Source organism: Psychrobacter sp. 1Y4 (genome assembly GCF_051847555.1).
In genome coordinates this window covers 40,827-65,502 of record NZ_JBPYDE010000008.1, presented here as the reverse complement: position 1 = coordinate 65,502, position 24,676 = coordinate 40,827, and the positions used below count along the sequence as shown (strand labels likewise).

At 43.3% G+C, this 24,676-nt stretch carries 25 protein-coding genes; 10 read left to right on the top strand and 15 right to left on the bottom strand.

Annotation, left to right across the window (positions count from 1 at the left end):
- Positions 1-19: 19 nt before the first annotated feature.
- From ACS8FC_RS08525 to ACS8FC_RS08505, 5 genes are all read right to left on the bottom strand, one after another.
- Positions 20-1,216: a restriction endonuclease subunit S gene (locus ACS8FC_RS08525; RefSeq protein ID WP_439296476.1), complete on the bottom strand. Its 1,197-nt coding sequence runs from the start codon at positions 1,214-1,216 to the stop codon at positions 20-22.
- Positions 1,213-2,793 carry a type I restriction-modification system subunit M gene (locus ACS8FC_RS08520; protein ID WP_439296475.1) on the bottom strand — a complete coding sequence of 527 codons (1,581 nt, stop codon included), beginning with the start codon at positions 2,791-2,793 and terminating at the stop codon, positions 1,213-1,215. The genes ACS8FC_RS08525 and ACS8FC_RS08520 overlap by 4 nt, the downstream gene beginning before the upstream one ends.
- Before the next feature lie 136 nt (positions 2,794-2,929).
- Positions 2,930-4,726, bottom strand: coding sequence for an N-6 DNA methylase (locus ACS8FC_RS08515; RefSeq protein ID WP_439296474.1), 1,797 nt, complete (start codon positions 4,724-4,726; stop codon positions 2,930-2,932).
- 40 nt (positions 4,727-4,766) lie between these two features.
- The gene (locus tag ACS8FC_RS08510) at positions 4,767-4,952 is read right to left on the bottom strand and encodes a hypothetical protein (protein ID WP_439296473.1); all 186 of its coding nucleotides are present in this window, start codon (positions 4,950-4,952) and stop codon (positions 4,767-4,769) included.
- A complete protein-coding gene (locus ACS8FC_RS08505) occupies positions 4,949-5,134 on the bottom strand; it encodes a hypothetical protein (protein WP_075103527.1) in 186 nt (61 codons plus the stop codon). The genes ACS8FC_RS08510 and ACS8FC_RS08505 overlap by 4 nt, the downstream gene beginning before the upstream one ends.
- Positions 5,135-6,067: 933 nt before the next feature.
- On the opposite strand from ACS8FC_RS08505, the gene pqqA reads away from it, so the two are divergent.
- The 6 genes from pqqA to ACS8FC_RS08475 all read left to right on the top strand — a co-directional run bounded on the left by pqqA (position 6,068) and on the right by ACS8FC_RS08475 (position 10,480).
- Positions 6,068-6,142, top strand: a complete 75-nt coding sequence (gene pqqA, locus ACS8FC_RS08500; RefSeq protein WP_201500340.1) for a pyrroloquinoline quinone precursor peptide PqqA — start codon at positions 6,068-6,070, stop codon at positions 6,140-6,142.
- Between the two features lie 90 nt (positions 6,143-6,232).
- Positions 6,233-7,144 carry a pyrroloquinoline quinone biosynthesis protein PqqB gene (pqqB, locus tag ACS8FC_RS08495; protein ID WP_439296472.1) on the top strand — a complete coding sequence of 304 codons (912 nt, stop codon included), beginning with the start codon at positions 6,233-6,235 and terminating at the stop codon, positions 7,142-7,144.
- Positions 7,145-7,181: 37 nt separating this feature from the next.
- A complete protein-coding gene (gene pqqC / locus ACS8FC_RS08490) occupies positions 7,182-7,937 on the top strand; it encodes a pyrroloquinoline-quinone synthase PqqC (RefSeq protein WP_420884212.1) in 756 nt (251 codons plus the stop codon).
- Between the two features lie 14 nt (positions 7,938-7,951).
- Complete coding sequence (gene pqqD / locus ACS8FC_RS08485; protein WP_439263176.1) at positions 7,952-8,230, top strand: pyrroloquinoline quinone biosynthesis peptide chaperone PqqD; 279 nt, start codon at positions 7,952-7,954, stop codon at positions 8,228-8,230.
- Positions 8,227-9,408, top strand: a complete 1,182-nt coding sequence (gene pqqE, locus ACS8FC_RS08480; protein ID WP_439263051.1) for a pyrroloquinoline quinone biosynthesis protein PqqE — start codon at positions 8,227-8,229, stop codon at positions 9,406-9,408. Before pqqD ends, pqqE begins: the two co-directional genes overlap by 4 nt.
- Before the next feature lie 10 nt (positions 9,409-9,418).
- The gene (locus ACS8FC_RS08475) at positions 9,419-10,480 is read left to right on the top strand and encodes a dipeptidase (protein WP_439296471.1); all 1,062 of its coding nucleotides are present in this window, start codon (positions 9,419-9,421) and stop codon (positions 10,478-10,480) included.
- 114 nt (positions 10,481-10,594) lie between these two features.
- Here ACS8FC_RS08475 and ACS8FC_RS08470 read toward each other — a convergent pair whose 3' ends face one another.
- The 3 genes from ACS8FC_RS08470 to ACS8FC_RS08460 form a co-directional block, all read right to left on the bottom strand.
- Positions 10,595-13,144 (bottom strand): membrane-bound PQQ-dependent dehydrogenase, glucose/quinate/shikimate family, encoded by a 2,550-nt coding sequence (locus ACS8FC_RS08470; RefSeq protein ID WP_439296470.1) that lies wholly within the window; start codon positions 13,142-13,144, stop codon positions 10,595-10,597.
- A 273-nt stretch (positions 13,145-13,417) separates the two neighbouring features.
- Complete coding sequence (locus ACS8FC_RS08465) at positions 13,418-14,179, bottom strand: M48 family metallopeptidase (protein WP_439296469.1); 762 nt, start codon at positions 14,177-14,179, stop codon at positions 13,418-13,420.
- A gap of 6 nt (positions 14,180-14,185) precedes the next feature.
- Positions 14,186-14,614: a hypothetical protein gene (locus ACS8FC_RS08460; protein WP_439296468.1), complete on the bottom strand. Its 429-nt coding sequence runs from the start codon at positions 14,612-14,614 to the stop codon at positions 14,186-14,188.
- Here ACS8FC_RS08460 and ACS8FC_RS08455 point away from each other — a divergent pair.
- Positions 14,613-14,939, top strand: a complete 327-nt coding sequence (locus ACS8FC_RS08455; RefSeq protein ID WP_439296467.1) for a hypothetical protein — start codon at positions 14,613-14,615, stop codon at positions 14,937-14,939. The two genes, ACS8FC_RS08460 and ACS8FC_RS08455, sit on opposite strands and share 2 nt — an antisense overlap.
- A gap of 227 nt (positions 14,940-15,166) precedes the next feature.
- Here the strand turns inward: ACS8FC_RS08455 and ACS8FC_RS08450 are convergent, their stop codons facing one another.
- Together ACS8FC_RS08450 and ACS8FC_RS08445 are read right to left on the bottom strand one after the other, a co-directional pair.
- Positions 15,167-15,580 (bottom strand): PaaI family thioesterase, encoded by a 414-nt coding sequence (locus ACS8FC_RS08450; RefSeq protein ID WP_299221188.1) that lies wholly within the window; start codon positions 15,578-15,580, stop codon positions 15,167-15,169.
- A gap of 94 nt (positions 15,581-15,674) precedes the next feature.
- On the bottom strand, positions 15,675-16,619 hold the full coding sequence (locus tag ACS8FC_RS08445; RefSeq protein ID WP_439296466.1) for a DMT family transporter: 945 nt from the start codon (positions 16,617-16,619) through the stop codon (positions 15,675-15,677).
- 395 nt (positions 16,620-17,014) lie between these two features.
- Between ACS8FC_RS08445 and ACS8FC_RS08440 the strand changes: the two genes are divergently transcribed.
- Complete coding sequence (locus ACS8FC_RS08440) at positions 17,015-17,230, top strand: hypothetical protein (protein ID WP_439296465.1); 216 nt, start codon at positions 17,015-17,017, stop codon at positions 17,228-17,230.
- A 95-nt stretch (positions 17,231-17,325) separates the two neighbouring features.
- Here the strand turns inward: ACS8FC_RS08440 and ACS8FC_RS08435 are convergent, their stop codons facing one another.
- Positions 17,326-17,571: a hypothetical protein gene (locus ACS8FC_RS08435; protein WP_439296464.1), complete on the bottom strand. Its 246-nt coding sequence runs from the start codon at positions 17,569-17,571 to the stop codon at positions 17,326-17,328.
- 257 nt (positions 17,572-17,828) lie between these two features.
- Positions 17,829-18,080: a hypothetical protein gene (locus ACS8FC_RS08430; protein WP_439296463.1), complete on the bottom strand. Its 252-nt coding sequence runs from the start codon at positions 18,078-18,080 to the stop codon at positions 17,829-17,831.
- Positions 18,081-18,544: 464 nt separating this feature from the next.
- Between ACS8FC_RS08430 and ACS8FC_RS08425 the strand changes: the two genes are divergently transcribed.
- Positions 18,545-18,847: a hypothetical protein gene (locus ACS8FC_RS08425; RefSeq protein WP_439296462.1), complete on the top strand. Its 303-nt coding sequence runs from the start codon at positions 18,545-18,547 to the stop codon at positions 18,845-18,847.
- Between the two features lie 203 nt (positions 18,848-19,050).
- Here ACS8FC_RS08425 and ACS8FC_RS08420 read toward each other — a convergent pair whose 3' ends face one another.
- Positions 19,051-20,574 (bottom strand): alanine/glycine:cation symporter family protein, encoded by a 1,524-nt coding sequence (locus tag ACS8FC_RS08420; protein ID WP_439296461.1) that lies wholly within the window; start codon positions 20,572-20,574, stop codon positions 19,051-19,053.
- Positions 20,575-20,933: 359 nt separating this feature from the next.
- Between ACS8FC_RS08420 and cls the strand changes: the two genes are divergently transcribed.
- Entirely contained in the window at positions 20,934-22,421 is a 1,488-nt protein-coding gene (cls, locus tag ACS8FC_RS08415; RefSeq protein ID WP_439296524.1) for a cardiolipin synthase, read from the top strand.
- A gap of 14 nt (positions 22,422-22,435) precedes the next feature.
- Here the strand turns inward: cls and ACS8FC_RS08410 are convergent, their stop codons facing one another.
- The gene (locus ACS8FC_RS08410; protein WP_439296460.1) at positions 22,436-23,431 is read right to left on the bottom strand and encodes a putative RNA methyltransferase; all 996 of its coding nucleotides are present in this window, start codon (positions 23,429-23,431) and stop codon (positions 22,436-22,438) included.
- 126 nt (positions 23,432-23,557) lie between these two features.
- The gene (gene mraY, locus ACS8FC_RS08405; protein WP_439296459.1) at positions 23,558-24,676 is read right to left on the bottom strand and encodes a phospho-N-acetylmuramoyl-pentapeptide-transferase; all 1,119 of its coding nucleotides are present in this window, start codon (positions 24,674-24,676) and stop codon (positions 23,558-23,560) included.

Sequence of the window (24,676 nt, the reverse complement as noted above, 5' to 3'; positions counted from 1 at the left end):
GTTATAGTTATTCTTATTTTTATACTTCAATAATACCCATCATTAAACGTGGCAAGAGGATATCTCGAGCTTCTCTAAGCTTATTATTTTGTTCTATAAATATTTGAATTGACCTAAACATAGGTTCACACAATTTTTCAAACTTTAACCTGACTTCGTTTGGAGCGAAATTAACCATATATTTTTCAAAGCAATCTGTATTAACTCGTTGTCTACCATCTGAACCAACCATACTTTTTATAGCATTCTCACGAAATCCTTCTTCTCTCGAAGTACAATAGATAAAGTATTTTCCACAGCTACTCGTTTCTCTTAAAACGATAAATTCTGTTGAACCTGTGGCTATAGAGTCGTTGTCTTTCATAAACTGTACAAACCCAGTTTTACCATTCTCCAAACAAGGTGTTATTCTTGCAAAAAGAGTATCTCCATTTTTAAACTTTGTACCACCAGATACAGCTCTTTCTTCTATCGGGTCTATAATCATAGAGGAAGTTGAAATAGAGCCCATAGGAATAAAAGGAGCAACTACACCTTTTTTAATAGATGTTTTAGGGTTTATATCTACTATATCTGCAAACGTTCTATGCTCCCAACCCTCAGGCAAACCTGTCTCTGCATCAATTTTTGTATTTTCATAATTAGGAAATCTCATACGCACAAACCATTCTTCATAGATGAGCTGTGCTTGCTCTTCTAATAGCTCAATACGTTTTATATTATTTTCGATTAAGTCATCATAGGCGGATAAGATATTGGCAATCTTCTTTTGAGTTGGTAGTGGTGGAATGGTTACCTTAATACTTTTAAACGCACCATGATTCAAATCAGGTTGGGCAGTGCCTGTAGCCAAAACTCTTGCAAGCTCTCTAACTGGCTGAGAGTTAAGCAAATGCAGTAAAAAAGTATTATCAATTAAATTGTTAGGTGTGACCTTAAAACAATTATTATAGATAACACCACGTCTACCCATGAAAGCATAGCCTACCTGTCCTGTACGACTATAGATTATTTCACTTGGTTTTACTAAAAATTGCTTGGGAATTGTATCTTTTACATATAGTGATTCTATATTATTTAGCAAATCAGAAATTTTTAATAAAGGATATGCTGTTTTTACTTCTGAAATATGGTGATCGCTTTTTTTATTCAGCGCAAACCCTTGTTTCAAGGAAACTAATTCACCCATTTTATATTGTGTCCAACCATCTCTCACAGCTCAACCCCTTGAATCTTTTTCATAAGCTCAACTGCTTCTTCATTCAGACTACTAAGCTCTGAGCGGATCTCAGTCATACGCCCTTTATAATCAAAGTCCATATCGATATCGATATTTACGCCCACATAGCGCCCTGGCGTTAAGCTATAGTCTTGCTCTTTTAAATCATCCAGATCCACTACCTTGCATAGCCCTTCAATATCAGCATATGCGCCATCAGGGAAATGTTCAGCAAACCACTTATTATCTTTACTCACGCCAAGCTCATCACCTCGAAAAGCATTGATTAGCGCGGTTAAGCCTTCTAATTGATCATCACTAAAATCTTGAATCGTGCTACTGACCTTACGATAAGTATTACGTGCATCAATCATCAAGATTTTGTCTTTATTTTCCGCCTTCTTATCTTTATTAAAGAACCACACATGACATGGCAATGATCGGGTATAAAAGAAATTGTTGGCGATAGAGACAATACACTCGACGTCGCCCGTTTCTATTAGCTTTTGACGTATCAGCTTCTCAGCATGACCTGCATCAGTCGCTGACGATGCCATAACAAAGCCTGCCCGACCTGACTCATTCAGATAACTGTGAAAGTACTGAATCCATAAATAGTTACCGTTACCTATCGTTCCGCCTTTAGTCAACGGTGCACCAAACGGCAAGCGAGCATCTTCTGTGAGAAACTTATTCTTACCATCGATACCGCTCACGTTGAATGGTGGGTTTGCCATTACAAAATCACATTTACCAGTGAGGTTATGCGGATTGGTATAAAAACTATTGCTCTCAATAATAGCGCCTTCAATGCCATGGACAGCAAGGTTCATCTTAGCTAGCTTAGTATTATTATTCTTAAGCTCTGTACCGTATACCGTGATGGCTTTATTGACGCTTTTATCTGGGTTATGATCTCGAATAAAGTGAGCCGTCTGTACGAACATACCACCAGAGCCACAAGCTGGATCATGAACGACACCATGGTCTGGCTGTATAAAGTTAACGATTAGATTAACCAGTGATGGCGGTGTGAAGAACTCACCACCTTCTTGTGCGCCCGCGCCTTGCATGGAGAACTTCATCAAGAAGAACTCATAAATACGACCAAAAACGTCTCCTTTAGCTTTTCTTACTGCGTCTTTATTGAACACACGAACAAGGTCACGCAATAACTTACTATCAAATGCTTGATAGTTTTTTGGCAGTATACCTACTAAAGAAGGGTATTCTTGTTCGATGAGCTTCATCGCATTGTTGATGGCTTCAGCGATATTCTCACTTTCAGGCAACGCTGCAAGGTAATCATATTTTGCTTTTTCAGGCAGCAAAATAGACCCTGCGGCAACAAAATCATCTTTGGTTACCTCACGCTTTTGACCAGTACGAGGGTTGATAGGTAACGACTCTTCAATACTGATCTTGGCATCTTCATAGCGGTTTTGTACAAATCGTAAAAACACCAAGCCTAATATAGGGTCTTTATATTCAGCGGCAGTAAGCGTTGAATTCGCACGCAAATTATCAGCTGCGCCCCATAGGTCGCTTTCGAGCTGTTTGATTGAAATATCCATGAACGGTTGTTTTCCTAATCTATATTTGAATGATTACTGCTTCTATGTTGCACTGTAAAAGGTAAGCTGATCATGAAAGTTAAAACCACATCAGCATACCTTCTATCGCACTAGCTTGGACAGTATGATTTGAAGTTTAGAGCTTCCAGAGCTGATCTTGTCGTGCTTGCTGTTCTAATACTAGTTTTTGGATGGCTTGCTGAGTCTCTCGGCTCTTATCTACACATTCAATTGCCTGTTCTTGCTCATCATCAGACGGTACTATAACAGGTATCTGCTTGAGCTCTTTCAGTGATATATTGGGTATAGTAGCACCTTTAATCAGGCTAGCAATTTGAGTCTGCCCAATATGCGATTTTAGATAAGCATATAAAACTTTTGGGTTTACTTTATCAGAGATTGGCCTTATCACTATCGCTGATCTGTTCACCATCCAACATCCATCACCTGTTATTGGTACATCTTCGGGAACGATACCAAGCTTACCAGCAGAACCTTTTAGAATAAAAATAATATCGTTTGGCTGTAAAAAACCTGATTGGTTCTTCGCACGCTCTGACTCTGATATGTAAGCCTTTCTAGTTGGTGTAGAGATATCACCAATGTCGTTTAGTTCACTAGCGCCCACTTCTAAGACAGTATAGTCACCTTCGTCTGGCTTGACAGGCAAGCCACGCTCGAAACGAACGATACTATCAAGGGTGACAGTCTGTGCCTCTTCAAGGATTTTATTGACCGTCTTTTCCTCTGGATCTAACAGGTAACGCCCAACATCTAGACGATATTCTTGCTCTTTGAGAGTCGAGACTGACACTGTAGTTGCGCAAGCTAATTGCTCATTAGATGCTAAGTACTCTAAAATAGTATCAATATTTCTTAAGCTAAGTAATCGCTTGGTTGTCTTTTTAATGAACGCTTCACCAGTTACATCTATAAATCTTACCGATTGGTTATGACCATTTGGCTCAATGATTAATAACGATGTCTTTACAGCAGTTCCTGTCCAGATCCCTGACGGTAAAGATATGACTGCTTTGAGCATACCGTTAGCAACTAAATGCTCTCTTAAGTCTTTTTCCATAGTGGAATATAAAAACCCTTCAGTTACTGAGACAATGACGGTTTCACGGCATTGTTTAAGCAAATGTAAGATATTAGCTGATTCTACTTTCTTAGTTGGTATGATAAATCGATCGTAAGTATCAATATTATCAGAGATATGCTTTGGTACTGTTACGCCCATTGGCGAGAAGCTGATACCATAATCGAAAGTCTCTAATTCGTTCTTGGACTTTGTATAACTAGGTTTATCTAATGCATCAGAATACGTTACCTCAAACTCATTTTCGCTCATCAATGATAAAGCATCTGCTATCATTCCTGACTGATTGATTGTCTCATAATAAACGTTTTCAGACTCTTCGCTAATTATAGTAACTAGAGGAAGTGAAGCTGGTGACATGAGATAGGTCGTCTTACCATTTGTGTCACCTAATAATGCATTTGCTAGCATATATACGCTAAAGTCTGTAAAACCCTCACTAGTCGATAAGGTGAAGTTTGAAATTATTGTTCTGATTGAATCAACTGCTGGGCTTTCTAGAGTGATGTCTTCATACTTCAACAACGTATTTATTGCGCTATGAAGAAATGGTAATGGCAGATCCTCTAGAGCATTATCGTGTGAGAAAACCCGCTGTATCTGGCTATCCTCACTTGCTTTGAGAGCCTCCACAAGCGCTAGCCACTCGTTTTTATACTCCGCTAAACTTTGACTTAGCTTTAAACCCTTCGGAAGCTTGCTTTCTTTTGATAACACTAAAATAGCCGCTAGCTTCAGTGCGATTTCGTTTTCATTGTGTCTTCTAATACCATATTGATGCATTAGATCATATAAGCTTATGACCAGCTCTTTAGTTTTATATTTTTGCATAAGATGAAATTACCTTTAATTTTTAGTGTTGAAAGACATGCTATTTAAAAGCAAGTCTTCGATCATAGCTGTCTAAGTTATAGGTAGTAATCAATGTGTCATTTTCAGAAACGACGACGACTCCACCTTTTTTTAAGATATTCTTCAGTGTCTTAATAGCCGCTTGAATCTCTTTAACATCAAGATCTGCGCCAGAACTTATTTTCTCATAACAGCTTAGTTTCATCTTACTCTCTCCTTTTTACACGCCAGAAGAAACTCGAATTCTACGAGTAGTTCTTTTGCGCGTCGCTTGTTCACAATGACCTTATCCCCGTTTACTTCTCCAAAAGCCATAACAATATCTAGTTCGGCTTTACCTATAGCCCGTTGACCCATCCTCGATACTAAATGCGTTGAAGCTTTCATAAGAATTTCCTTGCGATCATTATTTGATGCAAGTAGTGTCTCATATAAATTTAGTGGTGTAAATAGTATTGATATAATATTTTTATATTTCATATATAATTTTTAGATATTGGTGGCTTTATAACTCTGTCAATAGGCTTATCTTCAGTTATCAAGCAAGGCTGTACAGGGTATTGCCTAGATTATGAGAGGGTACGTTTGGAGAAGTATTTAGTAGACAAGGGTGATTTTATCGCTTTATATTTATAAGAAAAACATATCATTATTTGCATGCACAGTAAGAATTAGACGTGCTTCTTTGTCAGAAGGTCTCTTGGGTTGCTTAAGGCGGTAGTAAATAGTATTAAGCAATGAGGTAGAAAAATAGATATACTAGAAATGGTTTTTTGGTGATAATATATGTTTGAAATTAAATAGTTGATTGGAAATATCTTGATACAATTAATCGAGAGAAAATCCCATTATTTGCCTTGCCTCCAATACTGTGAAGCTGTTGGTCTATTTGATGGTCTAATAATTAGCTACAGTATATTAAATACATCTATATCAATAACTTAAACATATAGTTAGACTTCCTCCTTCACCGCCAATCTTATTCTGTTTATAACAGCTACTCAATTTTCCTAGCTTTTTTAAACACTCTTATATACCTTTGTAATCCTGTATAAATAACGCATCTAGCGTTTTTTTTATGTCTAACGTTTTCCTAATCTGACCGAACATAACCTACCTATCCCGTGGCTTGTGTTGGTCTGTTGATTGCTAAAACTGATTGCTTAATTGTCATTCATTGTAGCAATCATCAGGTTATGTAACTGTATCTTTCAAAAGCGTTTCTACTGATTTGACATCAAGTGTCAGATTATACTACCATTGAAAATTACTATTAATAATTTTGTCTATTAACCAATAAAACACTCTCGGAGTACCGTTATGAAATGGACCAAACCTGCTTTTCAAGACATTCGCATTGGTTTTGAAGTTACTATGTATTTCGAAGCACGCTAGGTATTTTAAAGCGCGTTAAAATTTGTCAAACCTCGATTTGTTAAAAGCCCTAGATGACTAGGGCTTTTGTTTTTTTGGAGATATTAACTTATGTATATTCATGTTTTGGGCTCAGCGGCAGGTGGCGGATTTCCGCAGTGGAATTGTAATTGCCATAATTGCCAGGGTGTGCGTCAAGGTACGATTAATGCTAAGACGCGCACTCAATCCTCGATTGCCATATCCGAAAATGGTACAGATTGGATTTTGTTTAATGCCTCTCCCGATATTCGCCAGCAGTTGTTTGACTTTAAGGCGGCGCACCCCGCGCGCGGTCTCAGAGACACGGGGATTAATGCGGTGGTGCTGATGGACAGCCAGCTCGATCACACCACGGGGCTGTTGACCCTGCGCGAAGGGTGCCCGATTGATGTGTGGTGTACCGATATGGTGCATCAAGATCTCACCACCGGATTTCCTATTTTTAATATGCTAGCGCACTGGAATGGCGGGCTACAACACCATCAAATTGACCCCAATCAGCGATTTCATATTAAAGGCTTTGATAATCTAGAATTGACGCCTTTAATTATAAAAAGCTCAGCGCCTCCCTACTCTCCGCACCGCAACGATCCACACGATGGTGATAATATTGCCCTGATTGTCAAAGACTTAAGTACGCAAAAGCAGCTGTTTTATGCGCCAGGACTGGCCAAAATTGATGAGCGCATCATGCAGATTATGCAAGCGTCTGATTGCGTGATGATTGATGGCACGTTATGGACTGATGATGAGATGCAAACTTGCGGCGTTGGCACTAAGACCGGTCAAGACATGGGTCATTTGCACATTAGCGGAGAGGACGGCTCACTACATTATTTAGACCAGCTCACAGGCATCCGCAAGGTATTGATCCACATTAATAACACCAATCCCATCTTAGATGACGACTCCGAGCAAGCGGCTATTTTAGATCAGCACGGGGTTGAGGTGGCATTTGATGGTATGGAACTTGAATTGTAATCAAGTCCAAACTAAAAACAATCATAAGGTGAAAACAATGCCAGAAAAAACAGCCCTAAGCGCCAAAGAATTTGAGCAAGCGATCTTGGCTAAAGGTCAGTATTATCATATCTACCACCCCTTTCATATCATGATGCATGAAGGGCGCGCAACCCAGCAGCAGATCCAAGCGTGGGTGGCCAATCGCTTTTATTATCAGATCAATATTCCCTTAAAGGACGCGGCGATCATGGCAAATTGCCCCGATCACCGTGTGCGTCAAGAGTGGATTCAGCGCATGATTGACCAAGATGGTGTCTATCCTGATGGCGGGGGTCGCGAGGCGTGGTTGGGACTTGGTGAGGCGGTAGGACTGACCCGCGAGCAAATCCTGTCTGAAGAATTAGTGCTACCCGGCGTGCGCTTTGCGGTGGACGCTTATGTTAATTTTGCACGGCGGGCAACGTGGCGTGAGGCGGCCAGTAGCTCATTGACCGAGCTGTTTGCCCCGCAGATTCACCAGTCGCGCCTTGAGTCTTGGCCCAAGCATTATCCATGGATAAAAGAGCAAGGCTATACCTATTTTCGCTCGCGTCTGAGTCAAGCGCGCCGTGATGTCGAGCATGGTCTCACCATTACCTTAGACTCGTTTACCACGGTCGAAGAGCAGACACGCATGCTGGAGATTTTACAGTTTAAGCTTGATATTTTATGGTCAATTTTGGATGCGCTGAGCCTAGCGTATGTCCATGATCAAGCGCCTTATCAGAGTGTGACTACAGATAAGGTATGGCATAGAGGATTGTTTAAATGAGTACTTCTAACTTAATGCCCGATCTTGATTTATCGCTTGTGCCGACATGGCGTCATGGCTACCGCTTGCAGTTTGAACCGGCACAAGACGCTTATGTGCTGCTCTACCCTGAGGGTATGATTAAGCTCAATGAGAGTGCGAGCATCATCGGTCAACAAATCGATGGTCAGGCGTCCGTCAGTGATATTATCGAAAAGGTGAGCGCTATGTTTGGCAATGTGCCTGAAATCAAACAAGACATTGTCGAATACATGCTGGTCGCGCAGCGTGAACATTGGATTGATTTATTATGACCCATGACGTTGGGCTACCGCTGTGGCTGCTCGCTGAGCTGACCTACCGCTGCCCCTTGCAATGTCCGTATTGCTCCAACCCGCTGGATTATGCGCAGTATCAAGAGGAGCTGACCACGGATGAATGGTATGACGTGTTTGATCAAGCGCGGCAGATGGGCGCGGTGCAGCTGGGGTTTTCTGGCGGTGAGCCGCTCGTTCGTAAGGATTTAGAAGAGCTGGTCGCTTATGCGCATGACAAGGGATTTTATACTAACCTTATCACCTCTGGCATGGGGCTAAATGAATCGCGAATTGCAAACTTAAAACAAGCCGGTCTAGATCATATTCAAATCAGCTTTCAAGCGAGCGACCCTGTGGTCAATAACGCCTTGGCAGGATCAAAAAAGGCGTTTGCACAAAAGTATGAGATGGCGCAACTGGTCAAAGCGTACGACTATCCGATGGTGCTCAACTTTGTCATTCACCGGCAAAACATCGATCAGATTGATCAGATTATTGAGCTGTGTTTGGAGCTTGGCGCAGATACGGTCGAGCTTGCCATTTGTCAGTTTTATGGTTGGGCGTTTGAAAACATGCAAGGGTTACTGCCTACCCAAGCGCAGTTAGTGAGAGCTGAGCGCATCACCAATGAGTATCGGCAAAAAATCGAAGCGCAAAACATTAAGTGCAAACTGATCTTTGTGGTTCCTGATTATTATGAAGAGCGCCCAAAGGCGTGTATGGATGGTTGGGGCAAAATATTTTTGACCGTCGCCCCCGATGGTACCGCGCTGCCTTGCCACGCTGCGCGCCAGTTGCCGCTAACGTTTCCAAACGTGCGCGATACTAAGCTGTCCCATATTTGGTATGACTCGCCAAGCTTTAATGAGTTTCGCGGTGACGCTTGGATGCCGGATATGTGCCAGAACTGCGAAGACAAAGCGCGCGATTATGGTGGCTGTCGCTGTCAAGCCTTTATGCTGACAGGTGATGCTAACAACGCCGATCCGGTGTGTGGCAAATCGCCATACCATCATCTGATTAAAGAAGCGCGCGCAAACAGTCACGCACCGACTCCGTTTGACGATTTGTTATTTAGAAATCCAAAGAACTCTAAGCTGGCAAACGAAAAGCTGCTAAACGAAAAATCGTCTAATGATAAGCAATTGATTCCCACGCGCACGCTAATTGAGTAATGGTTTACCTATGATTTTTGATGGACATATTTTTGATGGGCATAACGATTTATTGACCCGCCTATGGCTGAGCAATGCCGATGATCCCGTTCATGATTTTATTTATGGCACGCTCCCTGGGCACTTGGATTTACCGCGCTGCCGTCAAGCAGAATGGATGGGTGGATTGTTCTCAATATTTTTGCCGCCGTTTAATTATGTGAAAAGTAACCATCCGGATAAGTTAGCCAACGCCTCAAGCTTAGATTCAGGCGCCGATTTTACGCCGCAGCAAATCATTGATATTTGCCGTGCGCAATTACAGCTCGCCCAGCAGCTACAAGAGCGCTCGAATGGTCAAATCAAAATTTGTACCACACTTGCGCAAATTCAAACCTGTATCCAAAACCAACAATTCGCCATCGTCCTGCATTTAGAGGGCGCAGAAGCCTTTGCTATTGACCCTGATTTATTGGACGAGTTTTATGAGGCGGGGCTTAGAAGTATTGGCCTGCTTTGGAACCGAAAAACCAAATTTGGCGATGGCTTAAACGTGCCCTTTCCGCACTCTCCTGATACGGGTACGGGACTTACCAACGACGGTAAAGACTTCATAGAAAAATGTGCCAAAAAGCGGATGGTCATTGATGTCTCGCACATGAATGAGCGCGCGTTTTGGGACACTGCCAAGATTATTGATCAGCCTATAGTCGCGACCCATTCCAATACCCACGCGTTGTGTGCGCAGGCAAGGAACTTAACCGATGAGCAACTGCGCGCTATTAAAGAGAGTAATGGTATGGTTGGGGTCAATTTCGATGTGGCGTTTTTGCGTAGCGATGGCAAGCGCGATACGCACACCTCGCTTGATGTGATCGTCGAACATCTTGCTTATTTGGTTGAGCATTTGGGGGACAATCACGTGGGGTTTGGCTCGGACTTTGATGGGTGCCTATTGCCTGATGATCTAGCGGGTGTCAGTGATATCGACAAGCTCATTGAGCGAATGCAGCAGCGTCATTTTTCAGATACCCTTATTGAGAAAATCATGGCTAAAAATTGGTTTCGGGTGTTGGATAAGATTTGGCAGTGAGGGTAAAGCGTCTTTGATTTTCAAACTTACTTTATTCTTTTATATTTAATTTGATAGCATAAAAAAGCGGGCATCAGTAGATGCCCGCTTTTTTATGCTATCAAATAGCGACGACTACTGGGTAGCAGTCGCGCCTTCAGGTAGCGCATAAGCGATAACCGAATCGCCAGTTTTAGTGCCGGTATAGCGATGACCACCTGCCACGACGACTAAGTATTGACGACCATCACGACCTAGATAAGTGGCTGGTGTGGACTGACCACCCGCTGGCAGACGCGCGCGCCAGATCTCATTGCCATTGGCCAAATCATAACCGCGCACATAATAATCAACCGTGCCGGACAAGAAAGCAACGCCGCCTGCGGTGACGATAGGGCCACCAATACCAGGTACGCCGGTCTTAAAGGGTAGCGGCACAGGCGCCATGTCGCGCACGGTGCCGTTGACACGGCGGTAGACGGTCTCGCCGTTGGTCAAGTCAACACCCTGCACGTAGCCCCAAGGCGGCTGCTGGCATGGCAGTCCAACGCGTGACATAAAGGGCTTAACGATGGAGCCATACGGTGCGCCGAAGTTTTCATTGCCTATCGGCACATCATCGCCTGGGCGTGAGACGACTTTTTCTAGGCTGTCAGGACGCTCGACCAATTGCGCGGTAAATCCTAAATACACCGGCATGGAAAACAGCATTTGGCGCGCAGGGTCAACGGCGACCGCGCCCCAGTTTAAGACCCCAAAGCTGCCGGGATGCGTGAGCGTACCATTCTCGCTTGGCGGGGTGAAGCGGCCTTCGTAGTTCAATTTGGCCAGGTCAATACGGCACAGCATCTGATCGACTGGCGTCATGCCCCACATCTGCGCGCCGGTGACTTCTTTGGGTGCAAAAGAGATTTTTGAGACCGGCTGCGTGGGTGATAACGGCTCGCCCTCGATACCGCCGCTTTGTGGTACCGCGACCTCCTCGACTGGCAGCACAGGATCCCCTGTGGCGCGGTTAAGCACAAACACTTCGCCTTGCTTGGTGGGCTGCACCAGTGCGGGCACTTTTTTGCCCTCAATGGTCAAGTCAATCAAGCTTGGCTGAGCCGGCACATCGTAATCCCATAAGTCATGATGCACCGTTTGGAAGGTCCAGCGCGGCTCACCCGTTGCGACGTCAAGCGCGGTAATGGAGGTTGAGTACTCCTCTTCAGCCTCTGAGCGGCCCACGCCATATTGATCAGGCGAGCCGACACCAAAGGGCACATAGACCAGACCCAGGTCTGCATCATAGCTTGACACGCTCCAGCTGTTCGGCGCGTTTTCGGTATAGGTTTCGCCATCAGCAATGGGCGCGGTCGCTGTTGGGTTTGCGGCATCAAAGTTCCACACCAGATCCCCTGTCGCCAGATCAAAAGCGCGAACCACGCCTGATGGCAAGGTGGTAGACACGTTGTCATTGATAGCGCCGCCAACGACGATCACATCATCGGCGATAAGGCCGGGCGAGGTACTATAATAAGCGCCAGGGGAGATATTAGGCATCCCTTGCCACAGATTGACCGTACCATCATCACCGCCAAACCCGGGGCAAATAACGCCCGTCTCAGCGCTTAATGCAATCAAGCGCGCGTCACGTGTGGTGATAAAAACGCGCTGACGGCAATCTTGACGAATAGAGGCGTTAACGCTCGTCGTATTACCAGGTACCAGAGGATTGGGGTCGTTAGGTTTGGCTCTATCGACCAAAATGTTTTGAGCCACGCCTGCTGCTTTTTGCGTGGCGCTCGCACGGCTGGCCTCAAGCAGCGCATCCGCCTCATCAGCGCTTGCCAGTGGCGCACTCGCTGCAATTACGGATATATTGCTACCATCATCATAACTGACACCGCGGCACGTGGTATAAGACGCAAGCCCTGAGGGCAAGTCTAATAGTTTGGGATCAAAGCGCCAGCGCTCATCGCCTGTGACCGGATCAAGCGCGATGACTTCACTTTTTGGGGTACACACATACATCGTATCGTTGACAATGAGCGGCGTAGACTCAAGCGCGCTCCCCGGCAAGTCCGGATGGATGTCATCGCCAGCATGATATTCCCACACTTTCTCTAATTTACCGACATTGTCCGTATTGATCTGATCAAGCGGCGAGTAGCGCTGTCCGGCAGACGTGCGCCCATAAGCGGCCCACTCACCCGGCTCAACATCATCTGCTGGTGCAGGGCCTGACGCCATACGCTCGGCTGCCAAGTCGCCGTCAATCTCGTGCGGTTTTGAGACAAAAGAGATGACCGCGATGACCACCCCAACGACCATCACGCCCATGAGCGACTTACTTTCAATCGAGTACTGACCGGGGCCGGCGCGCTTTGACTCTAGGCTGCGCACCACAGGCGGCAGTAGCATAATGATGCCAAGCAGCACAATCAGCCCCTCGCGCGGCGCCATCGCCCACCAATCAAACCCAACTTCCCATAGTGCCCAAATCAAGCTGATTATAATCACAATGGCATAAGCGACCAAAGCAGAACGCTGCCGACGCAATAACAAAATCGCGGATATTATCATGGGAATGGAGAGAATCACATAGCCCCAACTGCCGCCAAGGCTAATCAGCCATATGCCGCCGATGGCAAGTGCCACCCCAAGTATGAGAATCAGGATGGCGAGTATAACTCTAATCATAACTGCTCCAAGTGTGCCTTTAACGCTAAAAAACACACAGATACTTTGCGCACCTGTGTGTCCTTATGTTTTTTAAAAATAAAAACACTCAGCCGCCATAACATTTATGGCAGCGGCGTGTCGATCGATAGTTTTTAGGTTAGCAAAAAAGTAATTTTAGCTGTAGCGACGTCATTTTATAGCAAACGAGTATAAAACTTGAAACTATTCGGTAGCACAAGCGTAACGCAGTCAGCACAGACAGGCGTCGATTTGCGTATATCGCTGGCAGGTTCACTCATTCAAATACAACTCCGCCATCCCATCAAGCCGAGCCTTTACCTCCCTCCAGTTTGGCATTATTTGCGTGAGTAGTCGCCAAAAGCGTTCGCTATGATTGTGCTCGCTGATATGACACAGCTCATGTAGTATCACATAATCAATGCACTCTTTGGGCGCTTTTATCAAATGCGGATTGAGTATTAAGTTGCCCTTAGTAGAGCAACTACCCCACTGTTTTTTCATGGTCATGAGTCTAAATGATGGCATGCTTGTGACCCATGAGGCTTTAGGCAGCACCGCCTCTAGGCGCTCTGTAAAGACAAGTTTGGCTTTATCTTGATACCAATGATCAAGTAGCCTTTTTACCTTAATCGCTCGTTTATCCGCGTCGAATTCATTAGCACTTTGGCGTAATATCACATTGAGCTTACCGCGACTGAGCTTCACACTAGGGGCATTTTCAGCGTTATTAAGCACTTTTAACACATAACGACGACCCAGATAAAACTGAGTCTCACCGCTGACATAACGCTTGGGCAACACATGATCTTGTTGCTTGGCAAAGTCCTGTAGGCTCTGCCATATCCAACGCGCACGCTTCATTATGGCGTCATGTATCCTCTCATCTGACGCATCGCTAGGTGCTGTGGCGACCACGCGCGAATCTGGATGTACTTTAATAACAACTTTACGAGGTTTACTTTTTGCGTCTTTACGCACTACTTCATAATGGATTTTATTGTCACCATAATAAAAATCGCCATTCTCAGTCATTGCTTACTACCCTCTTGCTGCTCGTGGGCTACTTGTCTCTTTCGTGCTTTTTGCTTCTCTCGATAGCCCAAGCCGGGTAATTTTTAACACCTCTTCAATCAGCTGTTGCGCTTTATCAATACCCAAGTCAGCAAACAGCATGGGCAGTAAGTGTCGATTGATGGCGTTTTCAATTTCACTCGGATTGAGTGAGTATTCTGCCACATTGGTTTTTACCACGTCATCAATCTCAAAGGCGTAAGCGACCAGCTTGTCATTATCCAGCTCTGTATCCGCTAAGTGATCATTGTCACCAGCAGCGTCAAATAAATGCTTAAACAGACCAAAATATGCCTGCGCATGTTTGTTTAATTTGCCGTTATCATCGATAAAGTCATTCGGCATGCCAGCGACATCACGGTCTTTGACGGCTTGCTCAAAGTCAGCAAACATCATGTACTGCTTCACGGGCGCATCAAACATCGCTTTGGCAACAGTCGGCGACTCAAGCAAATTTATCACTGAAACCGTCTATGCCGACAGCAGTATGCGTAAAAAAACAGGTAAGTATGAGCAAGACTGGTCACTGACGCAAGAGACCAATAATACAGCATGGCTGTGTATCACTACTTCAGAAAACCTATTGCTGACTACTAGCACTGAAGACGGAGCAGCAGAATGTTATAAAATCAATTCCCAAGGGGATATTTTAGCTAGCAAGGTGGTACTAAATCAGCCGTCTGCAAATGCGACTAAGACGGTGACACTGGTTAGTCAGTAGTTTATCTATAAAAATAGTCCATAGACAATTGCTTATAGAAAGCTGCTGGTAAACGATTGACTGTGGACTATTTATTAGATACTGATTACTAGATATTTATTAATAAATACTTATGAGAAAAGTGAGCTGACCTCTACAAGATACCCTGTCTCTAGGTGATGTAGCGAGCCAAAAATACATGATCAGTAGAGCCCTATCTGTTACCTCGCGCAGCTCACACTCGTCATTTAGTTGAGCTGCGGCGGTACAGAATATGTGCCAACGACATGAGCCACCATGTCGCTTGAGCCTTCTGAATATAAAGCGACCTCGCCCACTATGAGCGTGCGCCCTACTTTTATCAGCGTACACTTAGCAATGATACGTGCTTGGGCAGAGGGTTTACGCAAAAAGTTGATGGTAAGGCTCGTCGTCACGGTCAACGGGACGATGCCTATTTTACCCAGTATCGCCACATAGATGGCGACATCAGCGATACTCATTAATACTGGCCCAGAGACCGTACCACCTGGGCGCAGCTCGTCTATGCCAATATCATGGGCTAAAGTCGCACCGCTATCATCTACGGCTTCGATGATACATTTGGTCTGAGGAAACTCCGATGTTATAAACGCGACGATTTCTTCTTTGGTTGCAGACATATATCTTCCTTGAGTTTGGTTGTTATTTCCCTGTCTGTTCTTTATTAAACAGTCTTTTTCTCAATCATCATAACAAATTTTTAAATCCACACCTTTAAATCTCCTCTATCGATACCTTTGCTATTTTTACACCGCCCCAGGTGACAAGCGCGACGCCAATACCGATTAAAAAGGCGCCCAATAACAACCCTTCAGGCGGCGCTTCACTTTGTAAAAAGATAGCCACAGGGACACCAACGATCGCCCCTACTGCGCCTAACAAGCTCAATAAAACGGGTCCGCCTGTTTTTTGTAGTAAAAACAGTAGTAAAAATTGACCAGCAAAAATCAATGCCTGTATAGCGATTAACCAAAGCGACTTAGACTCTGTCAGCGGCACCGCGATTGAAAAGCTAGGCAACATACTGACGATACCCAGCAGTATTGCAGCGGCAATCAGCATGCCGGGGGCAAGCGAGCTAGGAGAGGCGTTATTTGGCCAGCGTAAAGTACGGTATAGATTGCCAATAGCGAGCAAAACAGGACCACAAAGTGCCAATAAAATCCAAAACACACTGGCATCTGGGGTAGAGAACTTGCGTGCTGCCAACACGCCCACACCCAAAAGAGCTGCCACGACACCAACCGCACGAAGCGCGTTAAAGCGCTCTATTCGCAGTAGTATGGCACCAAGATAAGTAAGGAGCGGCGGTAGAGCGATAATCAAGGCGACAAAACCTGCACCAACTTGTGGCACGGCTGAAAAAAATATGAGATTGGAACCTGCAACGCTCACCAGCGCTGCCACCAGATAATATTCAAAGCTGCGTTTGTTTAAAGGCGGCAACTCATCTCTTACCAAGGCGATGATGAATAAAATAATTGCCGCCCCTGTGATCGACCAAAATAAAAAAGCCAACGGCGCCAGCTTAAGCTCACCCGCGTATTTTGCTAAATTGGTAGACACCCCAATTAATACACCGCCAGCCAACAGGCAAATCAAAGGAACAAACCAGTTAGGCCTATGGTGCAATATTTTTGGTCGGCTCAATTGATTCATCGCTTATCCTACTTACTTAAAACATAATTGATTGATCAATGTTCGTTATAACTTTACCTGAACCATGACCAAGTAAAAACCAATATCATCAATCGCTTACTTATCTATACCAACTGCTCTACCTTCTTTAAGAATGAATCAAACAGATAAAGCTCATGGTCATACGACCTGACTATTATCCAATTATATGACTGAAACGTTTTTATAATAATTTTTCAATATAAGCGGTACTACTGCTTATACAGAGGTTTAAAAGAGGCGGTTTATCTCTTGCGTTACTTTGAATAATCGTCACAAATATTGTTGACAACCTAATTATTAATAAACTATAGTTTGCATTTTTGACATTATCGTGTATATTCGTCCTTATGAATATACACGATAAAAAAGGATGTATGGCAATGGAAAAAAAGGTACATGACATCTCACTTACTGATCATGAAATATCTTTGATACATACTTCATTAAGTAATCTTCAACGAGATCTGATAAACCGTTTTAAGTCTCTTAAAGAAGTGACAGAAGACGGAGAAGAGGTTTGGATTGGGGATTATGACAGAATGCAGCTGGATGTCATCGATTCAATACAAAAAAAACTCTCAGAGTTTTGATAAATTTGCATATCATTGTATAGCGGTTCGATTTGCTACAATGATTAAACTTATTAACCATCACTCCCTGATTGGTTAATGAAGATATAAGAGACTTAAAACCCTGCCTCATCCTGTGTTAGTGGACTAATCTTGATAGGTACCGCGAATGACCATGCCATACCAGCCGTACAATAAAAACCATTGTCATCAAAAGATATAATGCGAGCTGTAAAGTCGTTGTCGACTTGATCTGACATAGCTTCTTCGTCACTGTTATCACTTACTGCACACCATATTTGTGTGTCACCGCGATCCAACATCGCACGTGTTAGTTCACTACCAGTTAATTCTTTATACATTCTAATTCCTCCTAATTACAGTCTATTAAATATTAAAATACTTCGTGTCGTTTAATATTTTAATAAACAAGCGTCTTTAATTGCATTTAGAATGATTTTGTAATAATGCTATATAATTGCAAAAACATCGTAAATATGATGAAATAGAATGTTATAAGCTATTGTTTCTTTTATCTATTTATAATTGTATAAACGGTCCTTTCCTTGGTTCGAACGGCTGTTTGTAATTGTTGCTACGATTATTGAATTAATATTGTTCAAAATCCTATTTCATTTTGACTAAGCTCAACTCTACGAACAGGAACTGCATACTTCCATGGTTTTCCCTTATTACAAACAAAATAGTCATTTGTATAAGTAACAATAGGATAGATACAGCTATAGTCAGCTTCATTGATAGTAGTCAGAGCTTGTCCATCACTATCGTTACTTACCGCGCACCATACCTGCTTATCACCGCGATTTAACATTGCACGTGCTAGATCACTACCTACTAAATTATTGTTCATATATATATCCTTATTAATGGACAATCGTCATTATTTTTAAGCATACTCTTTATAGTATCGATTTATGTTTATAGAATGTACACTTTTGTGTCTTGTTCTTTTAGGCCCATTCACACTATTTATACAAAGTTCAAGCAGATAATTAAAAAATCTAGTTGCTTAAATTCTATTTATTTAAATACAGTTACTTAAATGAATTTATTATTGACGCATAGATACGACTTATCTAAATAAACAAACAATTTTTATCAAGAACAGTACACCTTAGGGAAGTTCTTCATATCTTTCAACCCTTGGATATGGGGTTCAGAAAACCAATAAGTTTATCAATTTTAATAAATAGTCAATAAAAACAGACAAAACACTCCTATTGACAGCTGTTACTTGAGTTTAGATTGGTATTGAGATCAATACGATATGAGTCTGTTAAGAAAACCAGACGTCACTTATTTAAGGAGTCTACAATGAGACATATATTGCTAAAATCGAAAAGGATTACGCGCTTACTAGGAATAGCCCTTGTCACTACAGTCGTAGGAATAAGCGCTTGTAATAGTGAGACAGAAGAGGCGAATGATACGGTAGCAGTAGATCAATCCACTGCTAATGTAGAGTCAACGGCGATGACTAAAGAAGAAAGTGTCACGGAGGAGCCATCCGAACTGATGGACAATACCATGCCTGATAACACAAATACCGATGAGATGATGACTGACTCTGCGGAGAACACAAATATCGATAAAACAGATGCTGAGGGCTTACAATAAATGGCAATTGAGTAGTAAACAACTAATCGAGCATAATAAATAAAGAGGTAGACACGGTTGCCCTAGTTGTCTGCCTCTTTATATTAAACTTAATGGTATCCTGTCTTGTCTAGACAAACGAAAGACAATTTTATTTACCTGACAATTTTGCCATCTATAATATCTATTATCTATAGTATCTATTGATGTTGTGTGCTTATGAATTAATCTTTAGCATCTAATTGCTCTTTTGAGCGCCGCTCTTCCCAGTACAGAGCGTTTTTAATACCCAGTTTGTTAGGATCAAATGTATAGCGAGACACCCCTGCTTTACGCTGGTTTTCATAGTCTTTGAGCGCTTTGAACGCAGGACGTGCCATAAAAAAGATCAGCAAGATACCAACGATATTTAACCATGCAATCAGACCGACACCAATATCGCCAACCGCCCAGATATAGCCTGCCGAATTGAGTCCGCCATAAGCAATCATCGACATCGTCAATACTTTAACCAACAATAACCCTATTCTATTGACCCTAGGACTAATAGAGCGTGTCAGATAGGCGACATTGACTTCAGCAATATAATAATTGGCTAAAATGGTAGTAAAAGCAAAAAAGAAGACGGCAACAGCAATAAATGTATCACCAAATGCGCCATAGACCGACTCCATTGCCAGCTGCGTAAAAGCAGGAGAATTGATTTCAGTACCTGCCACGACGTTTTGTACAAGGTATTGACCCTCAGGTAACGTTCCTTGAATGTTATAGGTCCCCATCGTCAAAATCATAAAAGCCGTTGCTGAGCAAACCAATAAGGTATCGATATAGACAGAAAATGATTGTACCAATCCTTGCTGCGCTGGATGATCGACCTCAGCGGCAGCAGCAGCATGAGGGGTCGTGCCTTGACCGGCTTCACTTGAATAGACGCCACGTTTGACACCCCAACCGAGGGCGGCTCCCAGTCCTGCCTGCGCGGTAAAAGCATCACCGACGATTAGCCCAAATACTTGCGGAATCAGCTCAAAATTGATGAGCATAATTATTAAGGCTAAGACAATATAGCCGATTGCCATAAACGGTACGACAATTTCGGTAAACGTTGCAATACGCTTTATACCACCAAAGATGATGACACCAAAGACAATGAGGATAAGCGCTATTGCCCCAAGCCTCATGCTACTGACGTCTGTGCCTAAGATGTTTAGCGTAGTTCCCTCACCCATTACCTGTGTGACAGCATTGACCACGCCATTTGTTTGAATGCCGGGTAAAAATATACTTAAAGCGGTGATAGCAGCAATCGCAAAAACGATACCGTACCAGCGTTGTCCCAGTGCCTTTTCAAAATAGTAAGCCGGACCACCACGATACTCTCCAGTAGTCGCATCTTTTTCTTTGTATATCTGCGCTAGTGTTGCTTCAATATAAGCCGTAGTCGCGCCTAAGAATCCAACCACCCACATCCAAAATACAGCGCCTGGTCCACCAAAGCCGATAGCTGCGGCAACCCCTGCTATGTTGCCCATCCCCACACGTCCCGCTAACGATAAGGTCAATGCCTGAAAGGAAGAGATACCATTACGACTTGCTTTGCCTTTAAATATGAGACGTAACATCTCTCCAAAGAGACGTACTTGAGCAAACCGTGTGACTATCGAGAAGAACAGACCTGCTCCTAAGCACAAGTAGATTAGCGCTGAACTCCAAATGATGCCGTTTATTGTATTGACAAAATCTTCCATGTATCTGTTCCTATTACTATAGCTATAGATATAACGGCAGTAGTGATTTGTTTGGCCTTTTATTTAATCGTAGATTTTCTATACCGTAAAGAGACTGCAATTTGGCATAAAATTAAAATAATTACTAGACAGTTTTTTCAACGATTGTGTTTGAATTAGCATATATTTAAGTTTGATGTCATAAAAGTGCGCATGACGATAGCGTTTCTTATCGTTTAAATAACCAATTCGCTGCTGTCTAATACAATAAGCTTGCTGCCTTAACCGTTTGCTAACCACACGAATGTTTGGAGTAAGTTATACTAAACATCTCATCTATCTCGACAACGCATTTAAAAACAATAACAACGGATTGCTCTATAGTATTGGATATTTTACTCGTTATTCACTTTATATTATTACTGATCATATCTTTACGAGTACTTTCACGTCCTGAATTAACGTCACCAGCTAGGCTTGCTTGGTTGGTTGTTTTGTTCGTGCTTCCGTACATTGGCGTGGTTGTCTACTGGATGTTCGGTGAAGTCCATTTAGGAAATGGCTTTGCACAGCGTTATAAAAAAATCATTGACGATCTGCATCACAATAACCCTGAAGTACTCGGCTGCAAGGGCGCGCTAACAGAGGCTGTCAAACCGGAGTACCGAGCTGCCTTTGCATACTCAGCCAATATCACAGGCTTTCATACTACCTTAGGTAATAGTGCTGAGCTGATGAAAGATGCAGCGGATACACGTCAGCGTATGATTGCAGATTTCGATGCAGCGACCGATCACATTCATGTGCTGTATTATATTTGGCTAATCGACGGTATGGGAGTTGATACCGCTAAAGCCCTGATACGTGCTGCTAAGCGAGGGGTTACTTGCCGTGCAATGGTCGATGGGATGGGCTCGCGTAAGATGATCGGCTCCAAGATATGGCAAGAAATGAAGGATGCTGGTGTACAAGTCAGCGTTGCCTTACCGATTAGCAATCCAATAAGGGTGCTATTATTTAGCCGTATTGATTTGCGCAATCACCGCAAAATTACAGTCATAGACGGGAAGATTGGCTACTCTGGTAGTCGCAACTGTGCGGATCCAGAGTTTCGAGTAAAGCCAAACTTTGCGCCATGGGTAGATATTATGCTACGAGTTGAAGGGCCTGTGGTTGCACAAAATCAAATGCTGTTTGCGAGCGACTGGTTGATTGAAAACCCAGATACTTCTTTTGATAGTTTTCCTTATTATACTGAATCTCATACTAAAAACAGTAACGAGTCTTATCCTAAATGTCAGGAAAATTCAAAACAAAATGGTTTTGCCGCGCAAGTCTTTGCAGATGGACCGACTCAGCAACATGGCTCAACTCCGCAGTTTTTAGGTGCCCTTATCAGTCAAGCTCAGCACACCTTAATTATCTCTACTCCTTATTTTGTACCAGATTATTCGCTAGTCAGTATTTTATGCGCGACGGTCTATCGCGGGGTAGAGGTCACGATGATTTTCCCAAAACACAATGATTCATTGGTAGTAGCAGCGACCAGTCGCAGTTACTATTGGCAATTACTACAGGCAGGGGTAAAAATTTATGAATATAAGCTAGGTTTGCTCCACGCTAAGACATTGACCGTTGATGGTGAAATTAGCTTAATTGGTTCGACCAACTTAGACTTGCGTAGCTTTGATCTAAATTATGAAAACAACATTGTATTTAGTAATAAAGCGCTGACTGCAGATATTATCGAGCGTCAATACCAGTATATCGCTGACTCGGATAAAGTAACGCTAGCACAAGTCAAAGACTGGCCGCTACCTTATCAGATTTGGAATAATATCGTCGCTACCATGGGGCCTATATTATAAAGCGACTAATCTCACTATAAAGTTGTGCGTTTTTTTAAGACATATACCACAAATTTTGCTTCGGTTATAAAAGGTGTAGTTTCAGCACTAGTCAGTAATATTTGACGACTCTCAGTACGAGCACGGTAAGCATAAGGTGTCATGGTTAGCAGATCGGTTAGCGCCTCTACTGGTAAGGTTAATGAGACGCTAATATTATGCGTGTCTATCAGCTCAAAATAAGGCGCCAAAGCCGGCAAAAACTTATCGGAGTCATGCTCACGTACGCTATCAAACAAGGCTTCACGCATACTCGCCAAGTGCCCGGCATCTGGCTTGGCAATCAATAAATACCCCTCATCTTGCAGCACTGCTGCAAAGGCTTCTGGTAGAATCGGACTAAATATACTACTAATACCTGTCATGCTATAAGGACGTAGCGGTAGGTGCGCGGCACTGGTCACTACTGGATAAATAGCTGCCTTCTTCGTGTCAGTCTGCTTAGTATCAATCTGTTTAGTATCAATCTGTTTAGTTTCAGCGCCTTGTTGATACCAAAGACTGTTTGCCGCTTTACTGACTTTGGCCAAGCTGGCAAGCGCAGGCTTACTAATATCGGCAGCGATTAAAGCGTCCAGTCCAGTTTGCGCCATTGCTTGCGTATAATAGCCTTCTCCGCAACCAATATCTAGCCAGCGTATAGGCTGTGCATCCTCCTCAATTGCTGCTCTGTTTTCTGCCAATAACTGGGTCATTTGCTGACAGACAAGCGTTTGCAGAGGCTGATAGTATCCTGCGTCCAAAAACCGCTTGCGAGCATCAATAGATTGCTGACTGTCACCCGGTGCTTTGGATTTTTTTTGTTGGACTGGCAATAGGTTGACATAGCCTTGCCGTGCTACGTCAAATGGATGCGAGGTTTGTTTAGGATGCAGGCTACCATCACAGCGCCATGTATCTTTAGCAGGCTGTAGAGGTGAGTGGCAAATAGGACAAGTAAATAAAGACACAGGCAACTCAAGATCAGACATAGTTGATGAGCATATTAGCAAAATTTATGGACAGCGGATGATATTAACCCTCATTAAATAATAAAAAAGCCATCTCGACAGATTAAAGATGGCTTTTTATTGGACAATTTAAGACGCTAGATTAGATTAGCGTAGCTTGAGCGTCATTAAACCTAATACCACTAATACAATGGCAATAATCCAAAAACGGGCGACCACTTGGGTCTCTTTCCAACCGATCTCTTCAAAATGATGATGCAATGGTGCCATACGAAAGACGCGCTTTTTACGTAGTTTATATGAGCCTACCTGAATCATGACTGACATTGCTTCAGCGACGAATAGACCACCCATAATAGCAAAAGCAATCTCTTGCCGCGTCATGACTGCAATCGTACCTAGCATTGCGCCAAGCGCTAGCGCACCTACATCGCCCATAAAGACTTGTGCTGGATGCGCATTAAACCATAAGAACCCAAGACCGGCGCCAATCATCGCACCACAAACGATAATAACTTCAGAGTTATAGGCTATATAGGGAACATGCAAATACTCAGAAAATCTAACATCACCTGACACATATGCCATCGCACCCAGACCTGCTGCGACGAGCACTATGGGCAAAATAGCCAAGCCATCTAAGCCATCCGTTAAATTGACTGCGTTAGAGGCACCATTAATGACAAAGTAGGTAAAGACAATAAAACCGATACCAAATGGCACGGCCGAAAATGGAATCGTTAAGTTTTTGAAAATGGGAATCAGCAGATCCTGCATCTCACGCGTCGTTGCCATATCAGGCTGTAGCGTAGCTATATAGTAAAGGGAAGCCCCGACAAATAACGCACCAACAGACAGCCAAAAATACTTTTTGCGAGCAATGAGACCTTGAGGATTTTTATATTTAATCTTGAGCCAATCATCTGCCCAGCCAACAGCGCCAAAGATAATCATTACAATCAGCAAAATCCAAATGTAAGGATTGCCCAGCCTTGCCCATAGCAGTGTGGCTACCCCAATGGAAGTCAGAATCAAAACGCCGCCCATGGTGGGCGTCCCGGTCTTGATTAGATGCGACTGAGGGCCGTCATCACGGACCGCCTGACCATACTTAAGTGAGCGTAGATGACGAATAACCCGCCCGCCAAAAAACAAACTAAAACTAAGCGCGGTAATAACCGCAAGTAATGCCCGTAGTGTCAACGAAGAAACCGCAAAAAACGGTGTGTAATACTGACCAAGCCATTCAAACAACCAAACTAACAC

Bases quoted from the DNA above. Each gene is read 5' to 3' on its own strand.
- ACS8FC_RS08520 (WP_439296475.1), bottom strand. From the start codon at position 2,793: ATGGATATTTCAATCAAACAGCTCGAAAGCGACCTATGGGGCGCAGCT.
- ACS8FC_RS08515 (WP_439296474.1), bottom strand. From the start codon at position 4,726: ATGCAAAAATATAAAACTAAAGAGCTGGTCATAAGCTTATATGATCTA.
- ACS8FC_RS08510 (WP_439296473.1), bottom strand. From the start codon at position 4,952: ATGAAACTAAGCTGTTATGAGAAAATAAGTTCTGGCGCAGATCTTGAT.
- ACS8FC_RS08505 (WP_075103527.1), bottom strand. From the start codon at position 5,134: ATGAAAGCTTCAACGCATTTAGTATCGAGGATGGGTCAACGGGCTATA.
- pqqB (WP_439296472.1), top strand. From the start codon at position 6,233: ATGTATATTCATGTTTTGGGCTCAGCGGCAGGTGGCGGATTTCCGCAG.
- pqqC (WP_420884212.1), top strand. From the start codon at position 7,182: ATGCCAGAAAAAACAGCCCTAAGCGCCAAAGAATTTGAGCAAGCGATC.
- pqqD (WP_439263176.1), top strand. From the start codon at position 7,952: ATGCCCGATCTTGATTTATCGCTTGTGCCGACATGGCGTCATGGCTAC.
- pqqE (WP_439263051.1), top strand. From the start codon at position 8,227: ATGACCCATGACGTTGGGCTACCGCTGTGGCTGCTCGCTGAGCTGACC.
- ACS8FC_RS08475 (WP_439296471.1), top strand. From the start codon at position 9,419: ATGATTTTTGATGGACATATTTTTGATGGGCATAACGATTTATTGACC.
- ACS8FC_RS08470 (WP_439296470.1), bottom strand. From the start codon at position 13,144: ATGATTAGAGTTATACTCGCCATCCTGATTCTCATACTTGGGGTGGCA.
- ACS8FC_RS08465 (WP_439296469.1), bottom strand. From the start codon at position 14,179: ATGACTGAGAATGGCGATTTTTATTATGGTGACAATAAAATCCATTAT.
- ACS8FC_RS08455 (WP_439296467.1), top strand. From the start codon at position 14,613: ATGTACTGCTTCACGGGCGCATCAAACATCGCTTTGGCAACAGTCGGC.
- ACS8FC_RS08460 (WP_439296468.1), bottom strand. From the start codon at position 14,614: ATGATGTTTGCTGACTTTGAGCAAGCCGTCAAAGACCGTGATGTCGCT.
- ACS8FC_RS08450 (WP_299221188.1), bottom strand. From the start codon at position 15,580: ATGTCTGCAACCAAAGAAGAAATCGTCGCGTTTATAACATCGGAGTTT.
- ACS8FC_RS08445 (WP_439296466.1), bottom strand. From the start codon at position 16,619: ATGAATCAATTGAGCCGACCAAAAATATTGCACCATAGGCCTAACTGG.
- ACS8FC_RS08440 (WP_439296465.1), top strand. From the start codon at position 17,015: ATGGCAATGGAAAAAAAGGTACATGACATCTCACTTACTGATCATGAA.
- ACS8FC_RS08435 (WP_439296464.1), bottom strand. From the start codon at position 17,571: ATGTATAAAGAATTAACTGGTAGTGAACTAACACGTGCGATGTTGGAT.
- ACS8FC_RS08430 (WP_439296463.1), bottom strand. From the start codon at position 18,080: ATGAACAATAATTTAGTAGGTAGTGATCTAGCACGTGCAATGTTAAAT.
- ACS8FC_RS08425 (WP_439296462.1), top strand. From the start codon at position 18,545: ATGAGACATATATTGCTAAAATCGAAAAGGATTACGCGCTTACTAGGA.
- ACS8FC_RS08420 (WP_439296461.1), bottom strand. From the start codon at position 20,574: ATGGAAGATTTTGTCAATACAATAAACGGCATCATTTGGAGTTCAGCG.
- ACS8FC_RS08410 (WP_439296460.1), bottom strand. From the start codon at position 23,431: ATGTCTGATCTTGAGTTGCCTGTGTCTTTATTTACTTGTCCTATTTGC.